This is a genomic window from Variovorax sp. 01N429 (assembly GCF_056399425.1).
Map to the genome: position 1 here is coordinate 206,961 of NZ_JBFTRG010000004.1, position 21,392 is coordinate 228,352.

18 protein-coding genes are annotated in these 21,392 nt (G+C 63.9%); 14 read left to right on the plus strand and 4 right to left on the minus strand.

Annotation, left to right across the window (positions count from 1 at the left end; genetic code table 11):
- Window positions 1–63: 63 nt before the first annotated feature.
- The 7 genes from AC1DSF_RS09255 to AC1DSF_RS09285 all read left to right on the plus strand — a co-directional run bounded on the left by AC1DSF_RS09255 (window position 64) and on the right by AC1DSF_RS09285 (window position 5,213).
- Window positions 64–576, plus strand: coding sequence for a DUF421 domain-containing protein (locus AC1DSF_RS09255; protein WP_478124449.1), 513 nt, complete (start codon window positions 64–66; stop codon window positions 574–576).
- 82 nt (window positions 577–658) lie between these two features.
- Window positions 659–2,443 carry a thiamine pyrophosphate-requiring protein gene (locus AC1DSF_RS09260; RefSeq protein WP_478182724.1) on the plus strand — a complete coding sequence of 595 codons (1,785 nt, stop codon included), beginning with the start codon at window positions 659–661 and terminating at the stop codon, window positions 2,441–2,443.
- Window positions 2,444–2,660: 217 nt separating this feature from the next.
- Window positions 2,661–2,996: a hypothetical protein gene (locus tag AC1DSF_RS09265; protein ID WP_478124451.1), complete on the plus strand. Its 336-nt coding sequence runs from the start codon at window positions 2,661–2,663 to the stop codon at window positions 2,994–2,996.
- Window positions 2,997–3,104: 108 nt separating this feature from the next.
- On the plus strand, window positions 3,105–3,410 hold the full coding sequence (locus tag AC1DSF_RS09270; RefSeq protein WP_478124702.1) for an NIPSNAP family protein: 306 nt from the start codon (window positions 3,105–3,107) through the stop codon (window positions 3,408–3,410).
- 17 nt (window positions 3,411–3,427) lie between these two features.
- Complete coding sequence (locus tag AC1DSF_RS09275) at window positions 3,428–4,066, plus strand: ABC transporter ATP-binding protein (protein WP_478124452.1); 639 nt, start codon at window positions 3,428–3,430, stop codon at window positions 4,064–4,066.
- A 126-nt stretch (window positions 4,067–4,192) separates the two neighbouring features.
- Window positions 4,193–4,405 (plus strand): hypothetical protein, encoded by a 213-nt coding sequence (locus tag AC1DSF_RS09280; RefSeq protein ID WP_478124453.1) that lies wholly within the window; start codon window positions 4,193–4,195, stop codon window positions 4,403–4,405.
- Window positions 4,406–4,466: 61 nt separating this feature from the next.
- A complete protein-coding gene (locus AC1DSF_RS09285; RefSeq protein ID WP_478124454.1) occupies window positions 4,467–5,213 on the plus strand; it encodes an ATPase in 747 nt (248 codons plus the stop codon).
- Between the two features lie 64 nt (window positions 5,214–5,277).
- Here AC1DSF_RS09285 and AC1DSF_RS09290 read toward each other — a convergent pair whose 3' ends face one another.
- The 4 genes from AC1DSF_RS09290 to AC1DSF_RS09305 form a co-directional block, all read right to left on the minus strand.
- Window positions 5,278–6,570, minus strand: a complete 1,293-nt coding sequence (locus AC1DSF_RS09290; RefSeq protein WP_478124455.1) for an MFS transporter — start codon at window positions 6,568–6,570, stop codon at window positions 5,278–5,280.
- Window positions 6,567–7,124: an isochorismatase family protein gene (locus AC1DSF_RS09295; RefSeq protein WP_478124456.1), complete on the minus strand. Its 558-nt coding sequence runs from the start codon at window positions 7,122–7,124 to the stop codon at window positions 6,567–6,569. Before AC1DSF_RS09295 ends, AC1DSF_RS09290 begins: the two co-directional genes overlap by 4 nt.
- A gap of 31 nt (window positions 7,125–7,155) precedes the next feature.
- Window positions 7,156–7,602: a MarR family winged helix-turn-helix transcriptional regulator gene (locus AC1DSF_RS09300; RefSeq protein ID WP_478124457.1), complete on the minus strand. Its 447-nt coding sequence runs from the start codon at window positions 7,600–7,602 to the stop codon at window positions 7,156–7,158.
- 175 nt (window positions 7,603–7,777) lie between these two features.
- On the minus strand, window positions 7,778–9,235 hold the full coding sequence (locus AC1DSF_RS09305) for an efflux transporter outer membrane subunit (protein ID WP_478124458.1): 1,458 nt from the start codon (window positions 9,233–9,235) through the stop codon (window positions 7,778–7,780).
- A 100-nt stretch (window positions 9,236–9,335) separates the two neighbouring features.
- On the opposite strand from AC1DSF_RS09305, the gene AC1DSF_RS09310 reads away from it, so the two are divergent.
- The 7 genes from AC1DSF_RS09310 (at window position 9,336) to AC1DSF_RS09340 (ending at window position 21,385) form a co-directional block, all read left to right on the plus strand.
- A complete protein-coding gene (locus AC1DSF_RS09310) occupies window positions 9,336–9,953 on the plus strand; it encodes a TetR/AcrR family transcriptional regulator (protein ID WP_478124459.1) in 618 nt (205 codons plus the stop codon).
- A gap of 76 nt (window positions 9,954–10,029) precedes the next feature.
- Entirely contained in the window at window positions 10,030–11,145 is a 1,116-nt protein-coding gene (locus AC1DSF_RS09315; RefSeq protein ID WP_478124460.1) for an efflux RND transporter periplasmic adaptor subunit, read from the plus strand.
- Complete coding sequence (locus AC1DSF_RS09320) at window positions 11,142–14,303, plus strand: efflux RND transporter permease subunit (protein ID WP_478124461.1); 3,162 nt, start codon at window positions 11,142–11,144, stop codon at window positions 14,301–14,303. Before AC1DSF_RS09315 ends, AC1DSF_RS09320 begins: the two co-directional genes overlap by 4 nt.
- Window positions 14,304–14,344: 41 nt before the next feature.
- Window positions 14,345–15,151, plus strand: a complete 807-nt coding sequence (locus AC1DSF_RS09325; protein ID WP_478124462.1) for an oxidoreductase — start codon at window positions 14,345–14,347, stop codon at window positions 15,149–15,151.
- A gap of 378 nt (window positions 15,152–15,529) precedes the next feature.
- Window positions 15,530–19,660 (plus strand): CheR family methyltransferase, encoded by a 4,131-nt coding sequence (locus AC1DSF_RS09330; protein WP_478182725.1) that lies wholly within the window; start codon window positions 15,530–15,532, stop codon window positions 19,658–19,660.
- A gap of 100 nt (window positions 19,661–19,760) precedes the next feature.
- Window positions 19,761–20,411, plus strand: a complete 651-nt coding sequence (locus tag AC1DSF_RS09335; protein WP_478124464.1) for a 2Fe-2S iron-sulfur cluster-binding protein — start codon at window positions 19,761–19,763, stop codon at window positions 20,409–20,411.
- Entirely contained in the window at window positions 20,408–21,385 is a 978-nt protein-coding gene (locus tag AC1DSF_RS09340; protein WP_478124465.1) for an FAD binding domain-containing protein, read from the plus strand. The genes AC1DSF_RS09335 and AC1DSF_RS09340 overlap by 4 nt, the downstream gene beginning before the upstream one ends.
- The last annotated feature ends 7 nt before the right edge of the window (window positions 21,386–21,392 follow it).

A 21,392-nucleotide genomic window follows, 5' to 3' on the forward strand; every position in this document is an offset into this window, starting at 1 on the left:
GCCCCCAGGCAATGATGAAGGATCTTCGCGCAGTCCCTCGGCGCCGTGCAGTAGGAGAACGCCGTGAATGAACTCACAAGCCTCGTCAGCACGCTGTTCGGAGAAGGCCCGGATCTGGAGGTCTGGCAAATGGCGATGCGCGGTGCAGTGGTGTTTGTCATCGCGCTCGTGCTCATTCGCGCTTCGGGTCGGCGTTCGTTCGGCCAGCACAGCCCGTTCGACGCATGCATCACGGTTCTTCTCGGCGCCGTACTGAGCCGTGCGGTGGTGGGTGTGTCGCCGTTCTGGGGCATCGTTGCCGCGGCTGCGGTGCTTGTTGTCATCCATCGTGCAGTGGCGCTGGCCAGCACGCGCTGGGCCTGGTTGGATCACCTGGTCAACGGGCCGGAGATCGAACTCGTCCGTGACGGACAGATCGACCCGGCCGCCATGCGGCGGGCCCTCCTGACGGACAGGAATCTGCACGAGGCCATCCGGCAGTCGATCGGGAACAAGGCGATCTCGGATGTCGCGCTGGCCCTGCTCGAAACCGACGGAAAGGTCACCGTCGTCGGCAGGGAGGACCATGCGGGCTGAATGCGCGCAACCGGCTTCTCTTTTGTCCCACAAACGGCCCTGATGCAAAGGCCCAGGCTGGGTCCCTGTAAAGGAGCCGGCCATGCGCATGAACGTCAGCGAGTTTGTCTGCCAGAGATTGCAGGAATGGGGTCTTCATCGCATCTACGGCTATCCGGGTGATGGCATCGGCGGTCTGGATGTCGCTCTGGAGAAGGCCAAGGGCCTGCACTACGTGCAGGTGCGACACGAAGAAATGGCCGCGTTCATGGCTTCGGCGCACGCCAAGTTCACCGGCGAGGTCGGCCTCTGTTATGCGACGTCCGGCCCGGGCGCTATTCATCTCTTGAATGGCTTGTATGACGCGAAGATGGACCATGTGCCTGTCGTGGCGATCGTCGGTCAGCAGGCACGAACCGCGATCGGCGCCAGCTACCAGCAGGAGGTCGACCTTCAATCGTTGTTCAAGGACGTGGCGGGCGATTTCGTCGCCACGGCCGCGGTGCCGAGCCAGGTGCGCCACCTCGTCGACCGCGCCGTGCGCATTGCGGCGACGAACCGGACCGTGACCTGCGTCATTTTGCCGAACGACCTTCAGCAACTGGACTATGAAGAACCGCCCATGGCGCACGGGTCGACCCACACCGGGGTCGGCTATGCGGGGCCTGCGCAGCTTCCGGCGCCCGACCTCCTGCAAGCGGCAGCCAACGTGCTGAACGCGGGCGAGAAGGTGGCGATGCTCGTCGGCGCGGGTGCGCTTGGCGCCACGGATGAGGTGATCGCCGTCGCGGAACGGCTCCAGGCGGGCGTCGCCAAGGCTTTGCTCGGCAAGGCCGTGTTGCCGGACGACCTGCCGTGGGTGACCGGACAGATCGGCCTGCTGGGCACCGAGCCGAGTTGGGACCTCATGCAGAAGTGCGACACCTTCCTGATGGTGGGCTCGTCGTTTCCTTACAGCGAGTTCCTGCCCAAGCCCGGAAGTGCGCGAGGCGTGCAGATCGACATCAACGGCGCGTCGCTCAGCTTGCGTTATCCGATGGAGGTCAACATCGTCGGCGACAGCGCCGTGACGCTCCGCGCCCTGTTGCCGCTGCTGGACCCGAAGCCGGCCGGCGCGTGGCGCGAAGGCATTGAATCAGGCGTTGCCAAATGGTGGAACACGCTCGAAGAGCGCGCGATGCAACCGGCCAAGCCGATCAACCCGCAGCGCGTGTTCCGGGAGCTGTCGCCACGCGCGCCGGACAACTGCATCTTCACCGGCGACGCCGGCACGGTCGCCAACTGGTATGCGCGCGATATCTCCATGCGCCGCGGAATGATGGGCTCGCTGTCCGGCAGCCTGGCATCGCTCGGCTCCGCAACGCCCTACGCGGTGGCCGCGAAGATGGCGTTTCCTGACCGCGTCGTCATCGCTTTCATTGGCGACGGCGCCATGCAGATGAACGGATTGAACGTCATGATCACCGTCGGCAAATACTGGCGGCAGTGGTCGGATCCGAGATTGATCGTCCTGGTGCTGAACAACCGCGATCTCTCGCAGGTGACATGGGAAGAGCGCGTTCAGATGGGCGCTGGCAAGACCGAGTCGACCCAGAGCATTCCGGATTTTCCGTACCACCGCTATGCGGAGCTGCTGGGGCTCAAGGGCATCTACGTCGACGACCCGGAGCAGTTGGGCGCGGCTTGGGACGAGGCGCTCGCCGCCGACAGGCCGGTGATCTTCAACTGCGTGACCGACCCGAACGTGCCGCCGCTGCCGCCGCACATCACCGCCGAGGACGCGAAGAACTTCATGAAGATGACGGTCTCCGAGCCGGAGCTTGGCAGCGTGCTGTCGAATACGGTCAGGCAAGTCATGGCGAAGGTGTTGCCGGGATCGCGGCACTGAGGCGAACCAGTCATCAGGGTCTTGGGACTCCCGTCGGGTGGGTGCGGTCAGCAGGGCTCATCAGCGTAGGATGACCCCGCATCACTGAACAGAAAGCCCATCGTCATGTCCGGAACGCTCATCCTCATTGCCCTCGCAATCGCCGCAGTGGTCATCATGGTTGCTTTGGCAGTGCGCGAGAGCCGCAAGAAGGAAGATTCCTGACGCCGGATCGAGCATGCAATCGAAGCAGCTTCTCGCGCAGAAAGTCGAATTCGGCAACGCCGGCGATTTGGACACCAGCGGAACCGGCTGGTTTGTCGGCTTCAGCGACTGGACCAGGACGCCGCCGGCCCACTTGCGCCACATGCCCGCCGAAGAACTTGCGGCCGGGCTGTGCGTCAAGTGGTTTTCTCATCCAGCTGGAAATCCAAACGGTGAATCGAAGCCATTGAGCGATGGCCGGACGATGTCGATCCTGGTGAGCCCAAGTAGTGAATTCCGGATCGAGTTCGGCCACGGCCGACTTCGCGTCGAAGGAAATTCTGGCGCACACCTTGCGCCGCCATGGTGACTTCGTCATTTGGGGGTCCGGCCTATTTCATCGCGCATTTGGCGTGCAGCCGGCATGCATACTCACGGTTCGATGGTCCTCGCCACCTCCAACCCTTCGCAATTCAAAATGGTCACCTGCTATCTCCGATATGTCATCGACCCCTTCAAGCTGAAGGAATTCGAACACTACGGCAAGCTCTGGATCCCGCTTGTCGAGAAGTTCGGGGGACAGCATCACGGCTACTTTCTGCCGTCCGAAGGAGCGAACAACATCGCTCTTGCGATGTTCACCTTTCCAAGTCTTGCGGCCTACGAGATCTACCGCATTGCGTCCGCCGATGATTCCGAGTGCCAGGCGGCATTCAAGTATGCAGAAGACACGCGCTGCATCGTCAGCTATGAACGCAGCTTCTTCAGGCCGGTGTTCGAGTGACGAGCCCGGGTTGCGGCATGAACGCCACGGCACTTGCCCCCATCCTCGAGATCGAGGACTTGAGATTCGCGTACCCAGGGCAGCCGGCACTCGCGGCTGGATGGAGCGCTTGCATTGGCGGTGGAGTCACGCTGTTGTACGGCGACACAGGCAGCGGCAAATCGACCCTTCTTCGGCTGCTTGCGGGCACCATGCCCGGCAAAGGCCGACTGATCCTCTCAGGCGCACGCCTCGAGAGCGAACCGGAAGCCTATCGACGCCACGTGTTCTTTTGCGATCCGACGACCGACACGTTTGATCAGGTCACGGCAGTGCAGTGCACGGCATCTCTCAAGGCTGGCGATGCGCGCTTCGATGAGGCGAAGTGGCAGGGACTCGTCGAGGGATTTGGCCTGACTCCGCACCTGGACAAACCGATGTACATGCTCTCGACCGGCTCGAAGCGCAAGGTGTGGCTGGCCGCGGCGCTCGCATCGGAACGCGCACTCACGTTGCTCGACGAACCTGCAGCCGCACTCGACGCAGCATCGGTCCGCTTCCTGTGGCGCTCGCTCGCTGAATTGGCCGAGCGGCCCGACCGCGCCATCGTTGTCGCAAGCGCCGAGCGGATGGATTCGGTTCCGCTTGCCGGTTTGATGGAGCTACCGTTGCGGTGAACGCTGGCTTGGCCCGATAGCCCTTCGGACAGCCTTCCGGTCAGCCGCTGCTAGACTGCGCGCATTGCCTTCAATCGGACTCAAATGTCTACCCGTTCAAGCCTGAATTCCCTCACCGAAAGAGGAATGCGAATCGTCGAGCGACGCATCCCTCAACTCGCGGCAAAGGCTGGGCATGACGCCTATTGGGCGACTCTGAAACAGACCGGCGCCGTCATTGTGAAGACGAGCACCGGCCAAATGGTCGAACGCAAGCGCGACGGCAGCATCACCGTCATCAAGGATCTGCCGATCGGCAAACGCGTCAAGCCGGGCACGGTCCTCAAGCGTGTCAGGTAACGCGGCCGACGACGAACCTGGGACCAAGACTGCCAAGCCACCCCTGCGGGGGGCGGCCCAAATGGCCCGGCCGCGCCTTCGTGTTCTGGCCGGACCCAATGGTTCTGGAAAAAGCACGATCAAGCCTGAACTGGAACCCCGCTGGTTAGGCGTTTTCGTCAATGCTGACGAGATGGAGCGCGATCTCAAGGCCAGCCAGGGCTTCCTGAGCTTGCGCAATCTTGGGATCGGCGGCGAGCCGGTCGCGGCGTTAAAACGGATCAAGCGGAGCCTCAAGTCATCGGAACTGAAAAAGAGCTTCGACTTGCCGGCGCTGCTTTCGGGCATCACGCTCAACGACGCCATGATGCTGTGGGTGCCCGGCCCATACAACTCTTACCTCGCCGCGGCGTTGGCAGATGCCGTACGTCAGGAGCTTCTAGAGGAGGAACGGACCTTCACCTTCGAGACGGTGATGTCTCATCCCTCAAAGATCGAGTTCATGAGGAAGGCCCGAGCCCGCGGCTATCGCGTCTACCTCTATTTCGTGGCCACGGACGACCCGGACATCAACATCGACCGCGTGCAGCGGCGCGTGCTGCTGGGCGGACATCCTGTCGCTGCCGAGAAGGTTGTCGAGCGATATCACAAGTCGATCGCCCTGATGACTCAGGCGTGCGAGGTCGCCCACCGTGCCTACATCTTCGACAACTCGGGTTCCAAGCACAAGCTCCTCGCCGAGGTCACTGACTTCGAGACCATCGAGCTCGCGTCCAGCCGCATCAACCCTTGGTTTCTCGGCACCGACCTTTGGAATGCCTTCGCCTGAGCCTAGGACGACGACCAAGAGAACGATGGGAACTCGCCGCGAGCGCGTGTGCGAGTTTCTCCATTCAAGACGCGCTCGCACCCGGCTCCGTCGCCACGCTGGAGGGCGTCGGCGCGCTGAACCGCAGCCACATCCCTTCGCGCCGCAGCCGGAAACCGTGCGCCTTGACCAAATAGCGCAGTCCGATCAGCGCAGACCCCAACCCTGCGGCCGCAGCCACACCCATCGCCCAGCGCGGACCGAATGTGTCGGCCACCCAGCCCACCACGGGTGCGCCGATCGGCGTGCTGCCCAGCAGCGTGGCAAGCAGGATCGCGATGACGCGGCCTCGCAGCGCGGGCTCGGTCGACAACTGCACGAGGCTGTTGGTGGACGTCGTGATCGTCTGCGCCGCAATGCCGGTCACGACGAGCGCGATCCCGAAGCCGATGACGTTCGGCATCGATGCGGCCGCGAGGCAGCCGAACCCGAAAGCCGCCGAGCCGAACATCAGTAGCTCGAAACGCGGCCTCGCCCTGCGCGCCGCGAGCAACGCGCCGGTGACGGAGCCGATGGCCATGGTCGACGACAACAGACCGTACTGCCCCGGCCCGCCATGGAAAGCGCTCACGGACATGGTCGAAATGAAGATCGGAAAATTGAGCCCGAAGGTGGCCACAAGGAGCAGCATCGCGAGCAAGGCGCGAAGGTCGGGCCGCCGCCAGACATAGCGGAAGCCCTCCATCAGGCTGCCTTTGGCGCGTCCGGTCGTGCCCAGCCGCGGAAACAGTTCAGACCGGCGCAGGCTGAACAGTGAAGCCAGCACCGCCACGTATGACAGCGCGTTCAGCAGGAATGCCTCGCCGGGTCCGGTCGCGGCGATCACCAGCCCCGCCACCGCCGGGCCCACCATGCGCGCGGCGTTGAAGGATGTGGAATTGAGCCCCACCGCATTGGCCAGCTCGGTCTCCGGGACCAGCTCCGAGACGAAGGTTTGCCGGGCCGGGGCATCGAAGGCCGCGACGCAGCCCAGCACAAGCGCAAACACGTACACGTGCCAGAGCTGGACCATTCCGCTCATGGTGAGCAGGCCCAGTCCGAGCGCCAGCAGGCCCATGGTGGCCTGTGTCGCCATCAGCACCTTGCGCCGGTCCAGCCGATCGGCCGCCAGTCCGGTGAAAGGCAGCAGCACGAGTTGCGGCCCGAACTGCAGCGCCATCACGATGCCGACAGCCGTGGCGTTGTGCTTGGTCAGGTGCGTCAGGACAAGCCAGTCCTGCGCGGTGCGCTGCATCCACGTGCCGATGTTCGACACCACCGCCCCGGCCGCCCACAGCCGGTAATTGCGAATTCGCAGTGATCGGAAGGTGCCGCTCACCGCACCTCCAACTTCGAGACGATGTCCGAGCTGCTGCCGGTTTCGCCCAGGCGCGGAAAGATGCGCTCGACGCTGTTGGCATGCGCCTGCTCGTTGCGATCGGTCATGGCGTCGATGGCCAATGTGACGTTGAAGCCGAGCTCGTGGGCTTGTCGCGCGGTCGATTCGACGCCGATGCTGGTGGCGATGCCGGCCAGCACGACCTGCGTCACACCGCGCCCGCGCAGGGTGGCCGCCAGATCGGTGCCGGTGAAGGCGCCCCAGGTCTTTTTGCTGATGCGGATGTCTTGCGGCTGCGCACCGAGTTCTGGCACGAGGTCGGCCCAGTCCGCGCCCGGAGCGGCTCTGGCCGGTTGCGGATCGGTTCGCCCGGGAGCGCCGCCGATCACGTTCACCAGCACCACCGGCAACTGGTGGCGGCGGAAAGCGGCGGCCAGCTCCGCGGCGCGGGCAATAACGTCGCTTGACGGATGCGCGGTGGGCATGCCGACGATGCCTTTTTGCAGGTCGATCAGAACCAGGGCCGTGTGGGGGTCGAGTTGTGTGATGGGCATTTGAATGAATCTGCAGTTAGGGAGAGGTGGGTCAGTCCAGCAAGCGCTGGAGCAGCCGCACGGCGCCCTGCAATTGCTTCAGTTCGGATGGGGAAAAGCGCGCCGCGATGGCATGTTGCAGCCAGTCCTCGCGCGCCGCACGCACTTGGCGAAACACCTTGCGCGCGTGCGGCGTGAGCGAAAGCAGCGTGCGTCTGCCGTCTGCCGGGTCGGGCGCACCCTCGACGTAGCCGGCTTCGATCAGCGACGCCACCGTGGCGCCCATCGACTGCGAGCGCACGCCCTCGGCAAGCGCGAGTTCGGTCACCGTCGCGCGGTCGTGGCGCTCCAGCCGCAGCAAGACAGCCCGTTGCGATTCGGTCCAATCGGCGGCGGATGCCTGCTGCCGCAGACGGCGGCGCAGTTGGGAGGCCACCAAGCGGAGTTCGACCGCGACCGTGTGCGTGGTTTCGGCGTCGGTTTCGGCGAGGGAGGACATGTCGGACGGACCGGTGCAAAGGCGAACTGCGAAGTCTAGCTTCCTATCTGGAACCGTGCGGACGAACGCTTCATAGCCACTTCGCTTTGAGGGTTGGCAGATCTAGTTTTTTGGTGTGACAGTCAAGAGAGCCTTTTCACACAACCCCATCTAACCAGCGGACAGTCGAGGATGGCTATCTGATTCCCGCTACGTGGGATTCGTTGGGCTGCCAGCCCCCGCCCAGTGCCTTGAAGGCAGTCACCGCAGCGCGTGCTGAATCGGTCTGCGCCTGTGCTCGCGCATCGGAGGCACGCAGCAAGCTTTCGTCGGCTTGCAGGACTTCGATCAGGCTGACGACGCCGCTTCGGTATGCCGCGAACGACGCGCGCTGCGCGCGGTCGAGCGAGTCCACCCCCTGCGCGAGCACGCTGGCCTGCTCCTCTCGCTTGACCAGGGCCGAGAAGGCGTTTTCGACGTCCTCGGTTGCACGCAGCACGGCCAGTCGATAGGCAGCGAGCATCTCGGCGTCCTGGCCCTTGGCGAGCTCGATCTGCGCGTTGATGCGGCCGAAATCGAACAGGCGCCAGCGCAGGCCCAGCAGGCCGGCGGCCTGGCTTGCACCGCTCGTGAACAGGTTGTCGGCGGACACCGAAGTGGCGCTGCCGATCAGTCCACTCAGGGAGAGCTTGGGGTAGTACTCGGCGATCGCAACGCCGATACGAGCGTTCGATGCGGCAAGGCGGCGTTCGGCTGCGATGAGATCGGGCCGGCGCCTGAGCAACTCACCTGGCGAACCCGCGCCCGCGATCTGCGGGGCGGCGGGGATGATGCCGCCATCGGCCACTTCCGCCCGATGCGTGCCTGGCGACGACCCGAGCATCACATCCATCGCGTTCATGGCCGCATCCAGGCCTGCTTCCAGGACGGGTACGGACGCCCGGACCTGGGCCAACTGGCCTTCGGCCTGTTGCACCTGAAGTTCGGCTGCCAGCCCTTTGCCATAGAGGAGGTTGACGGTGGAGAGCAACTCCTGCTGCGTCCTCACTTGGTGCCGCGCAATCTCAAGCCGGGTCTGCAATCCCCGGATACTGATGTAGATGTCGGCAGTCTGTGCCGCCACGGTCAATCGGGTGGCGGCCGCGCCTGCTTCCGAAGCCCGGTAGTCGGCAAGCGCCGCTTCCCACCCACGGCGCAGACCGCCGAACACGTCCAGTTCCCAGCTCGCACCAAGATTGGCTTCGTAGACGTTGCCATAGCGATCGAAGCTGGGCGTCGAGCTCAGGACGCGTCCTAGCGGCGTTTCGACCGACTGGTAGGCCCTGGCTGCTTGACCTCCGATGTTTCCGGAAGGCAGTAACGCTGCATTCGCTGCCCCGAGTCCCGCGCGCGCTTGAGCGACGCGGGCGGAAGCTTGCGCCAGATCGAGGTTCTGCTCCAGCGCAAGCGCCACGAATCGAGTCAGTTGCGGGTCGCCGAACCCCGTCCACCATACAAGGAGGTCGGCGCTGGCAGCGGCAGGACGTCGATCCACTGCGGCCTGGCCCAGGTACTGTTCGGGCATGGGCGTTTCGGGCCGGACGTAGTCGGGGCCGACTGCGCAGCCTGCCAGGAGGCTGGCTGCGATGAGCGCGACGAGGGTGCGTTTGGGCATGGGCTTCTTCCGGAGCAGCAGAAAACGTGGTCGGGACGTGACTATAGTCCAAGTTGGTCACTGGTTGGTGATTTCCGACCGTCGCAGTAAGCTGTGAGACATGAACAAAGCAACCAGTTCTCCCGTTCCGGCTCGAGGCCCGGCCGATCACGAAGTGCGCGACCAGATCGTTGCTGCGGCGACCGAGCACTTCAGCCGCTATGGCTACGAGAAGACGACCGTCTCCGATCTCGCCAAGGCCATCGGCTTTTCCAAGGCCTACATCTACAAGTTCTTCGAATCCAAGCAAGCCATCGGCGAGATGATCTGTGCGAACTGCCTGCGCGAGATCCAAGTCGAGATCAGGACGGCCGTGGACGGCGCCGACCGGCCGGCCGAGAAGCTGCGGCGGATGTTCAAGGCAGTGGTCGAGGCAAGCCTGCGCTTGTTCTCCCAGGATCGCAAGCTCTATGAGATTGCAGCTTCTGCAGCCACTGAGCGCTGGCAGGCGGCACTCGACCATGAAGCGTGGATACGGCAATTGCTTCAGGACATCTTGCGGGAAGGGCGAGAGACGGGCGAGTTCGAGCGCAAAACGCCCCTGGACGAGACCGCGATCGCCGTCTACCTGGTCATGCACCCCTACGTCAATCCGCTGCTCCTGCAGCATAGCTTCGCCTACACGGCCGAGGCGCCGGCTCAACTGTCTGGCCTGGTGCTGCGCAGCTTGTCACCCTGACGTCGTTGTGACTATTGACTGAAATAGTCACAAGCATCAAAATGAAGGCCCCGATCAACTCACTCCTGGGCCTCTCATGCTTCGGCGCCTCCTCGTTATCTCTACAGTCATCTGCGCATTGCCATGTGGGTTGGTCGCTTGCGGTGAGAAGGCGCAATCCGATCCGCGCACGGAAGCGCCGCTGGTGCGTGCCGCCACTCTTCAGGGGGCAAGCGCCGTATCGCGCTCCTTCACCGGGACCGTAGCGGCGCGGGTCCAGAGCGACCTGGGGTTTCGCGTCTCCGGCAAAGTGCTCGAGCGGCTCGTAGATGCGGGGCAGGTCGTCAAGCGCGGCCAGTTGCTCATGCGCATCGACCCGGTCGATCTGAAGCTCGCGGCGCGTGCGCAGCAGGAGGGGGTCGCCGCTGCGCGAGCGCGGGCGCGGCAGACGGCGGAGGACGAAGTCCGCTACCACGATCTTCGTGGAACCGGCGCGGTATCGGCTTCGGCCTACGACCAGATCAAGGCCGCGGCGGATGCCGCCAAGGCCCAACTCAGCGCGGCCGAGGCCCAGGCCGACGTGGCTCGCAATGCGAGCCGCTATGCGGAGCTGGTAGCCGACGGCGATGGTGTGGTCGTGGAAACTCTGGCCGAACCCGGCCAGGTGGTCAATGCCGGACAGGCCGTGGTCCGCCTAGCCCGCGCCGGAGCTCGCGAGGCAATCGTCCAGTTGCCTGAAACCCTGCGCCCGGCGATAGGCTCCGCCGGACAGGCCACGCTGTTCGGCAAAGAGGGCGTCAGCGTGCCGACCACCCTCCGGCAACTCTCGAATGCTGCGGATCGGCTGACCCGCACCTTCGAGGCGCGGTACGTGCTGAACGGAGATCTCGCCAATGCACCACTGGGTGCCACGGTCACCGTTCGGATTCCGGATAGAGATTCCTCTGCGCAAGATGGCTTGCAGGTGCCGATTGGCTCCCTGTTCGATGCAGGCAAGGGGCCGGGGGTGTGGGTCATCAGCGGCGAGCCGGCGAAGGTTCACTGGCAACCGGTTGCGGTTCAGCGCCTGGATGACGATGGCGCACTCGTCGCCGGCCAGCTCAAACAAGGCGACCGGATCGTCGCGCTCGGCGCGCACCTGTTGCGCGAAGGCGAGCGGGTTCGCGTGGCCGGCCAAGCTGCCGCCGCTGCGACGGAGGGAGTCCGCCCGTGAGCGAAGGCCGTTTCAACCTGTCCGCGCTCGCCGTGCGCGAGCGCTCCATCACACTCTTTCTGATCTGCCTGGTGTCGCTGGCGGGTCTCGTTTCGTTCTTCAAGCTGGGCCGAGCGGAAGACCCGGCTTTCACAGTCAAGGTGATGACCATCATCACGGCCTGGCCCGGCGCCACCGCGCAGGAAATGCAGGACCAAGTCGCCGAGAAGATCGAAAAGCGCATGCAGGAGCTGCGCTGGTACGACCGGACGGAGACCTACACAAGACCTGGCTTGGCCTTCACGACCTTGACCTTGCTCGACAGCACACCGCCTTCGCAAGTGCAGGAGCAGTTCTACCAAGCCCGCAAGAAAGTCGGCGACGAGGCAGGCAACCTTCCGCCTGGTGTGATCGGACCGATGGTCAACGACGAATACGCTGATGTCACCTTTGCTCTGTTCGCGCTCAAGGCAAAGGGCGAACCGCAGCGCCTGCTGGTGCGCGACGCCGAGACGCTGCGCCAGCGGCTTTTGCATGTGCCCGGTGTGAAGAAGGTCAACATCGCCGGCGAGCAATCCGAGCGGATCTACGTCGAGTTCTCACATGAGCGCCTGGCCACGTTGGGCATCAGCCCGCAGGACGTCTTCGCTGCGCTCAATGGCCAGAATGCACTGACGCCGGCTGGCTCCGTCGACGCTCAGGGGCCACAGGTGTTCATTCGGCTCGAAGGCCCTTTCAACGAATTGCAGAAGATTCGCGATACGCCGGTCGTAGCGCAGGGTCGAACACTGAAGCTTTCAGACGTCGCCACCGTCGAGCGTGGCTATGAAGATCCGGCGACCTTCATGATCCGCAGCGGCGGCGAGCCGGCCCTGCTGCTGGGCGTCGTCATGCGAGAAGGCTGGAACGGGCTCGACCTGGGCAAGGCCTTGGACAAGGAGGTCGGTGCGGTCAACGCCGAGCTGCCTATGGGCATGAGCTTGACCAAGGTCACGGACCAGGCCGTCAACATCAGCGCCTCGGTCGACGAATTCATGGTCAAGTTCTTTGCCGCGCTGCTGGTGGTCATGCTGGTGAGCTTCGTGAGCATGGGTTGGCGCGCGGGTCTCGTGGTCGCCGCAGCGGTGCCGCTGACCTTGGCGGTGGTCTTCATCGTGATGGCCGCCACCGGCAAGAACTTCGACCGCATCACCCTGGGCTCCCTGATCCTGGCATTGGGACTGCTGGTGGACGACGCCATCATCGCCATCGAAATGATGGTCGTGAAGATGGAAGAGGGCTACAGCCGCGTCGCCGCCTCCGCGTATGCATGGAGCCATACCGCAGCGCCCATGCTCGCGGGCACGCTGGTGACCGCAGTCGGCTTCATGCCCAACGGCTTCGCCCCGTCCACCGCGGGCGAATACACGAGCAACATGTTCTGGATCGTCGGCATCGCACTGATCGCCTCCTGGCTGGTCGCGGTGGTTTTCACACCCTACCTGGGCGTCAAGCTGCTGCCTCATTTCAAGGTGGTCGAAGGCGGCCACGCCGCGATCTACGACACGCCGCGCTACAACCGCTTGCGTCAAGTGCTGGGTCGCGTCATCGCTCGCAAGTGGCTGGTCGCCGGCGCTGTTGTGAGCCTTTTCGTCATGGCCATATTCGGCATGGGCATCGTCAAGAAGCAGTTCTTCCCGATTTCCGACAGACCCGAAGTCCTGGTCGAGGTGCAGATGCCCTATGGCACTTCGATCGCGCAGACCAGCAGCGCCACGGCGAAGGTGGAAGCGTGGCTGGCCACACAGAAGGAAGCACAGATCGTCACGGCTTACGTCGGGCAAGGCGCACCACGCTTCTACTTCGCGATGGGACCCGAGCTGCCGGACCCCTCATTTGCCAAGATCGTGGTCCGTACGGGCAGCCAGGATGAGCGCGAGGCGTTGAAACACCGACTGCGCCAGGCGATCGCCGATGGCCTGGCCTCTGAGGCGCGCGTGCGTGTCACGCAACTCGTGTTCGGGCCGTACTCGCCGTTTCCGGTCGCCTACCGGATCAGCGGGCCGGACCCGGACAAGCTGCGCAAGATTGCGGCCGAGGTGCAGCAGGTCATGGATGCCAGCCCGATGATGCGTACTGTCAACACGGACTGGGGCACGCGCACGCCCACCTTGCACTTCACCTTGCACCAAGACCGATTGCAGGCCTTCGGGCTGAGCTCTAGTGCCGTGGCGCAGCAACTGCAGTTCTTTTTGAACGGAGTGCCTGTCACCGCCGTGCGTGAGGACATTCGCACTGTGCAGGTCGTGGCCCGTTCGGCAGGCGCCATCCGTCTCGACCCAGCGAGGATCGCGGACTTCACGCTCTCCGGCGGCAATGGCCAACGCATCCCTCTGTCGCAGGTGGGCGACATCAATGTAGTCATGGAGGAGCCCATGATGCGCCGGCGCGATCGAATGCCGACGATCACCGTGCACGGCGACATCGCCGATGGTTTGCAGCCGCCGGACGTTTCGACAGCCATCACGCAGCAACTCCAGCCGATGATCGACACGCTGCCAGGCGGCTATCGCATCGAGCAGGCGGGCTCCATTGAGGAATCAGCGAAGGCGACCAAAGCCATGCTGCCGCTGTTCCCGATCATGCTGGCTTTGACTCTGCTCGTCATCATCTTTCAGGTGCGCTCGATCTCCGCAATGGTCATGGTCTTCCTGACCAGCCCGCTCGGGCTGATCGGCGTCGTGCCAACGCTGATTCTGTTTCAGCAGCCTTTCGGCATCAACGCACTGGTCGGCCTGATTGCACTGTCGGGCATCCTGATGCGCAATACGCTGATTCTGATCGGGCAGATCCACCAGAACCAACAGGCTGGGCTGGATCCCCATCGTGCGGTCGTCGAAGCCACCGTGCAGCGTGCCCGACCGGTGATCCTGACCGCGTTGGCGGCGATCCTGGCGTTCATTCCGTTGACCCATTCGGTGTTCTGGGGAGCGCTCGCTTACACGCTGATCGGTGGCACTCTGGCGGGAACGGTCCTGACTCTGGTGTTCCTGCCGGCCATGTATTCCATCTGGTTCAAGATCAGGCCCGACCACGGTGGCCGTTCTGTGGACGAGAAGCCGGCAAGCAAGGCGTCCATCTGGGCGCTTGTTATGGCGGGCGCAAGAAAAGCCTATCCGCAGGGCTCGTCCCGCCGCTGATCCGCTCCTCATTCCCATTCACCTCCATCGAAAGGACTGCAATGTCGAATTCGACAGTTGTCGTGGTTACCGGCGTGTCATCAGGTATCGGACGCGTCGCTGCAGAGAAGTTCGTCAAGCGCGGTTGCCAGGTATTCGGCACCGTGCGCGACATCACGAAAGCTCCCCGAGTTGCCGGCCTCCATCTTGTCGAGATGGATGTTCGCGACGAAGCTTCCGTTCAATCGGGCATCCGATCAATCATCGGCCAGACTACGCGCATCGACGTGCTCGTCAACAACGCGGGAGTGACCATGATCGGCGCGGTGGAGGAAACTGCGATCACCGAGGCGGCAACGTTGTTTGACACAAACGTGCTCGGCATCCTGCGAACGACACAGGGAGTGCTCCCCCACATGCGCGCACAGCGTCGCGGGAGGATCGTCAATGTCAGTTCGGTGCTCGGCTTTCTTCCGGCCCCGTACATGGGACTCTATTCGGCTTCGAAGCATGCCGTGGAGGGACTGTCCGAAACTCTGGATCATGAGGTACGCCAGTTCGGCATCCGCGTCACGCTGGTCCAACCCGCTTACACGAGGACCAATCTGGAAGCCAATTCGCCCCGCGCAAAGTCAAGGATCTCTGACTACGAACGCGAGCGCGAGCTCGTATCGCGCTCTTTCGCCGACACGGTCAGCGGTGCTCCCGAACCCGATGGCGTGGCAAGCACGATCGTCGAAGCGGCGCTTGGCCCGTGGCGTATGCGTTGCACTCCGCCCGGACAGGCGTCCCTGTTGAGCAAGCTGCGCCGCTTCATGCCTGCCGGTCCCGTCGATTCCAGCCTCAGAAAAACGCTCGGGCTCGCCTGAGATTGCATGCAGCCACCAGGAAGATTCATAACTTCGTGAATGTCTGAGCGTCTCCGTTCTTGTTCAATGCTCTTGCCCTGCACGCGATAGCCGCCCAACGCGTGCGCCGCTAGCGCCTAGCGCATGGTGCAGTCCACGCGCGACGCCCACTGTGCCGGGCAACCCCTGGCAGACCACGCTTGCGAACGCGCGCGTGGCCGAAGAAGCAAGCTGATCTCATGGGAGGTGATAGTCGACGCACATCACTGCGCAGAGTTCTCGATGACGCGGGACATCGCCAGACCTTATTCTCTTTCTAGACCCCCGCTCCGGCATGTCGCCAAGCGTCTGGAATTGGGCCATCATCATGGTTCACGCTGAGTTCGAGCCGAAACATCCATGACCAAGCCTCTCCTTGATTCCGCCCTTGCGCCGGAGGCCGACGAGCTCACGCCGAGTTCGCTCAGCTTTCCCGTGATCGGCATCGGCGCCTCGGCGGGCGGGCTGGAAGCGCTTCTCAGCTTTTTAGAGCATGTCCCCGCCGACTCCGGCATGGCTTTCGTTACGATTTTTCACCTGTCGCCGGAGCACGAAAGCAGTGCTGCGGAAATTCTTCAGCGCGCAACGCAGATGAAGGTCGTGCAGGTCAAGCAGCCGATGCGGATCGAGGCCAATCACGTCTATGTCATCCCGCCGGGCGTGGACCTCACGATGGACGACGGCCATCTTCGCGTGGCGCATCGCCAACGGGCCGCCGGGCCGCACGTGGCAATCGATATCTTCTTTCGCACCTTGGCGCAGGTTCACCGGGAAAGGGCGATCTGCATCGTCATGTCGGGAACCGGAAGCGATGGTGCCGTCGGCCTCACGCGCGTCAAGGAAATGGGAGGCATCACCGTCGCGCAGTTGCCTGAAGACGCGCTGCACGACGGCATGCCGCGCGCCGCCATCGCAACGGGCATGGTGGATTTCGTCTTGCCGGCGGGGAACATGGGCGAGCGGCTGATGGAGCTGTGGAGCAATGCCCGCAAGATCCAGCTGCCCGACGTGCGATGGGTCTCGCCGAACATCAACGAGCCCTCCGACGACGAAACGAACCGAAGGGCGGGGGCCGCCCTGCGCGAAATCATGGGCCTGCTGCGGACCTACACCCGGCACGATTTCCGGCACTACAAGCGCGCGACCGTACTGCGGCGCATCGAGCGGCGAATGCAGGTGAATCGGCTGTCCACCCTGCCCGCTTACCAGCACTATCTGCAGGAACACGCCGAGGAAGCCGGTCCCCTGCTTCAGGACATGTTGATCAGCGTGACCAACTTCTTCCGCGACCGCGAGCCTTTCGAGGCGTTGCAGCAAGAGGTGATCCCGCAGCTCATAGAGCGGAAGGCGGCGGGCGAACAATTGCGCGTGTGGGTGGCCGGGTGCGCGACCGGCGAGGAGGCCTATTCGCTCAGCATCTTGCTGCACGAACAACTCGACGCGCAATCGAAGCAGCTCGACACCCAGATCTTTGCCACCGACATCGACGAGCGGGCAATCAATGTCGCGCGCAAGGGCCTCTATGCGGAGGGCATCGTCGAAGACATGTCCGCGGCGCGTCTGAGGCAGTTCTTTACCAAGGAACAGGACCAATACCGCGTCGCCAAGGCGGTTCGAGAGCCGGTGCTCTTCGCGGTCCATAACCTGTTGCGCGACCCGCCGTTTTCGCGATTGGATCTGATCTGCTGCCGCAACCTGCTCATCTATCTCGATCGCAGCGCCCAAGCGCGCGTGCTCGAGCTTTTTCGGGCATCGCTCAACCCGGAGGGTGTTCTCTTCCTTGGCTCGTCGGAGTCGACCGAGGCGGCGGGCGAACTCTTTGTTTCGATCGACAAGAAAAACCGCATCTTTCGCGGCAATCCCGGCGCTGCGCCGCGGCGCCAGGTGGCACTGATCGGCGATTCGCCAGCGGACAGCGGACTGCCAAGCGCATCGACGGCGAAGCAGGCCGTGCGCAACGCCGAGCGCCCCAGTTTCACGGCGCTTCACCAGCGTGCGCTGGAGCAATACGCACCACCTAGCGTGTTGATCGACAAGGACCACATGGTCTTGCACCTCTCCAACGGCGTGGGGCGCTACCTGGAACGTCCGAGCGGTGAGCCCTCCGACAACCTGCTGGTCAATGTCCGCGAGGATCTTCGGCTCGAATTGCGCACGGCCTTGTTCAAGGCCGCGCAGGCCAACCGCAGCGTCGAGACGCGCGTTGCACAACGCAAGCAGGACGGTCGGCAGGTCTACCTGAACATCATCGTCCGCCCGTTGCCGCCCGACTGGAGCGGGGCTCCGCTGACCTTGGTGGTCTTCGACGAGGTCGAGGAAAGCATGCGGCCCGCGGATGGAGAGCCGCCGGACCTCGCGCGCGCGCAGTTGATCAAGCAGCTCGAAGAGGAGATCCAGCAGCTCAAGTTGGATTTGCAGGACACCATCGAAGGCTCCGAAACATCGACGGAAGAACTGAAGGCTTCGAACGAGGAGCTGCAGGCCATCAACGAGGAGCTGCGTTCCGCCACCGAAGAACTCGAAACGAGCAAGGAAGAACTGCAGTCAATGAACGAGGAGCTCGTCACCGTCAACTACGAGCTCAAGGTCAAGGTCGAGGAACGCGGGCATATCAATGACGACTTGCAGAATCTCATCGCCTCGTCGGAGATTGCCACTGTGTTCGTCGACCGCGGCATGCGGGTAAAGCGCTACACGCCTCATGCGAGCAAGCTGTTCAACCTGATCCCTACCGATCTGGGGCGCTCGCTGTTCGACATCACCAGCCAGCTGGACTACCCGCAACTGGCCGAGGACACCGCGTCCGCCTTCAGGGATCTGCGAATCACCGAACGGTATGTGACGGGCGCGGAAGGGCACCACTACCTGGCGAAGATCCTGCCGTACCGCACGGCAGAAGACCGGATCGAAGGCGCGATCCTCAATTTCTTCGACGTCACCGAACTGCGAAGGGCCGAGGAACGCGCAAGAGAAGGCGAAGAACGCCTGAAAGTGGTGGCGGCGACCACGCGCGATTTCGCGATCATCACCACCGACTCGCAAGGAATCATCGCAACGTGGAATGCCGGCGCCGAGCGCACTTTCGGCTATGAGGAACAGGAGATGCTGGGCCAGCCCATCGGCCGCATCTTCACACCCGAGGACCAGGCCAGCGGCGTGCCCGAGCGCGAAATGCGCATCGCCGCCGAAACAGGGCGGTCGGAGGACGAGCGCTGGCACCGCCGCAAGGACGGCAGCCGCTTCTTCTGCAGCGGCGTGATGACCCCGCTCGACAGCGCCTCCGGCGGCGGCTTTGCCAAGATCGCGCGCGACATGACCGGCTCCAAGCGGCAGGAGCTCGCCCAGGAGCAGCGCATCTTCAAGGAAAAGAAGGCGAGCCTGACGGCGCAGATGGCCAACGAGCTCAAGGACAGGTTCCTGGCCGTGATGTCGCACGAGCTGAAGCAGCCGCTGAACCTCATCCAGATGAACGTCGAGCTGTTGACGCGCCTGCCGGCGGCGGAAGAGCACCCCAAGGTCAAGTCGATCGGCGACACCATCAAGCGGGCGGTGTCGAGCCAGACGCGAATCATCAACGACTTGCTGGACCTCTCGCGCATCAGGACCGGCAAGCTGCGGCTCAAGCGCGTGGCGGTGGATCTGAGCGAATTGATCCAGACGCTGGCAACCGCCGCGACGCGGGAAGTGCCGAGCAAGCGCTTCGTGCTCGACGTGAAATGTGCGCCGAGCATCGCATGCGTGGGCGATCGCGTGCGCATCGAGCAGATCGTCTGGAACCTGCTGAGCAACGCGGTCAAGTTCACGCCCGATGGCGGCCGCATCTCGGTGTCCGCCGAAGAAGAGAACGAGCAGGTCAGGATCACCGTGGCCGATAGCGGCTGCGGGATCGCCAAGGAGGACCTGCCGCGCGTGTTCGGCATGTTCAACCAGGCCGACGTCGACGCGAATGCCCGCAACGGCGGTCTGGGCATCGGCCTGGCGCTGGTCGAGGAGCTTGCGCGCGCCCACGGCGGACGCGTCGAAGTGACCTCGGAGGGCATCGGGCAGGGCGCGCGGTTCAGTGTGTGGCTGCCGATGCATGGGTCGGTCGTGGCGCCCGCACCGGCGGTGGAGTCTGCCGAGGTCGATTTCAGGAAGCTTCGGGTGCTTGCGGTCGACGACCACGCCGAAAGCCTGCTTCCGTTCGCCGAAGTGCTTCGCCTCGAAGGCGCCTACGTGGACGTCGCCGACAGCGCCAGGGCGGGGCTGGACCTGCTCTCGGCGAACAGCTACGACGTGCTCATCTCGGACCTGGGCATGCCCGAAATGGATGGCTATCAGTTCGTCGCGGAGGTTCGGCGGCGGCCGGAAACCAGCCGGATGATCGCCATCGCAATGTCCGGCTTCGGACGCCGCGCGGATGCCCGACGCGCGCTGGAGGCGGGCTTCAACGCTCATGTGGCCAAGCCCGCGAGCATCGAAGACATCAAGACCGCACTCCAGAAGGTCTAGCGCGGGAGGACAGTCGCGGACTACATGCCGTCGGCATGGAGCCTGATCAACGCGGACTTCGTGCGGCGGCATACCTGCGCTCTAGCTGTCAGGAGCCAATATGGACGATCCCGCCTGGGCAATGTCGCGCCGCTCGCTGTTCCAGACCGGCGCGGCCCTGGTGGCGTTGCGCGCGGGCAATCATGCAAGCGCCCAGCCGGCCACCATCGATCGCGGCGAGCAAGTCGATCTTGCACCGCAACACGCCGCCGTCCAAGTGGAAGTCAATGGGACTGCGCATCGCCTCGAAGTCGACACGCGCAAGACGCTGCTGGACGCCTTGCGCGAAAACCTCGGCATGACCGGCACCAAGAAGGGCTGTGACCACGGCCAGTGCGGTGCTTGCACCGTGCTTGTCGAAGGGCGCCGCATCAATTCGTGCCTCTCGCTCGTGGTCATGCACGACGGCCAGCGCATCACCACCGTCGAAGGGCTTGCCGATGGCGACCGGCTTCACCCGGTGCAGCAAGCCTTTCTGGCGCACGACGGCTTCCAGTGCGGCTACTGCACGCCGGGTCAGATCTGTTCGGCCATCGGCATGCTCGGGGAAGCCGACCGGGGCATGCCCAGTCATGTCACGCGCGATCTCGGCGCGCCGGTCACGTTGGCCGACGAAGAGATCCGTGAGCGCATGAGCGGAAATCTTTGCCGATGCAGCGCCTATCCGAACATCGTCGCGGCGATCAAGGAAGTTGCAAGGAGCCGCTCGTGAAGGCGTTCACCTATGAACGCGCCGCGTCGCCCGCTGCCGCCGCCGCGGCTGCTGCGAAGCCGGGCGCGAAGTTCATTGCCGGCGGCACCAATCTTCTCGACTTGATGAAGCTACAGATCGAGACGCCGGTGCATCTGGTCGACATCAACAGACTCGGGCTTGAGACGGTCGATACGACCCCCGACGGCGGGTTGCGCATCGGAGCGATGGTGCGCAATGCCGACTTGGCGGCCGATCCGCGCGTGCGGCGCGACTATGCGGTCTTGAGTCGTGCGCTGCTGGCGGGCGCATCGGGGCAGTTGCGCAACAAGGCGACGACCGGCGGCAACCTGCTGCAGCGCACGCGTTGCAACTACTTCTATGACACCTCCAAGCCTTGCAACAAGCGGCTGGCCGGATCGGGCTGCTCGGCCATCGGCGGCTACAACCGCATGAATGCGGTGCTCGGCACCAGCGAGCAATGCATCGCGACGCACCCGTCGGACATGGCCGTTGCGATGCGGGTGCTCGATGCCAAGGTGGAGACGATCTCTTCCAGCGGCGGCCGGCGGGTCATTCCGATTGCCGACTTTCATCGGCTGCCCGGCAATGAGCCGCAACGGGATACGAACCTCGCGCCCGGCGAAATGATCATCGCCGTGACACTGCCGGCGCCCGTTGGCGGGCATCACGTCTACCGAAAAGTGCGCGATCGCGCGTCCTATGCTTTTGCGCTGGTTTCAGTGGCCGCCATTGTGGATGCGAACGGCGGACGGGTCCGGACGGCTCGCTTCGCCATGGGCGGGTTGGCGCACAAGCCCTGGCGTGTCGAGTCGGCGGAAGCATCGCTGACCGGCGCCAACGCGAACGAGGCGAGCTGGAACCGTGCCGCCGACCAGATGCTGCAAGGCGCGCGCGGCTTCGGGCACAACGATTTCAAGATTCCGCTGGCGCGTCGCACATTGGCCGCGGTCGCCGCCGAAGCCAGCGCCTGAAGGAGAG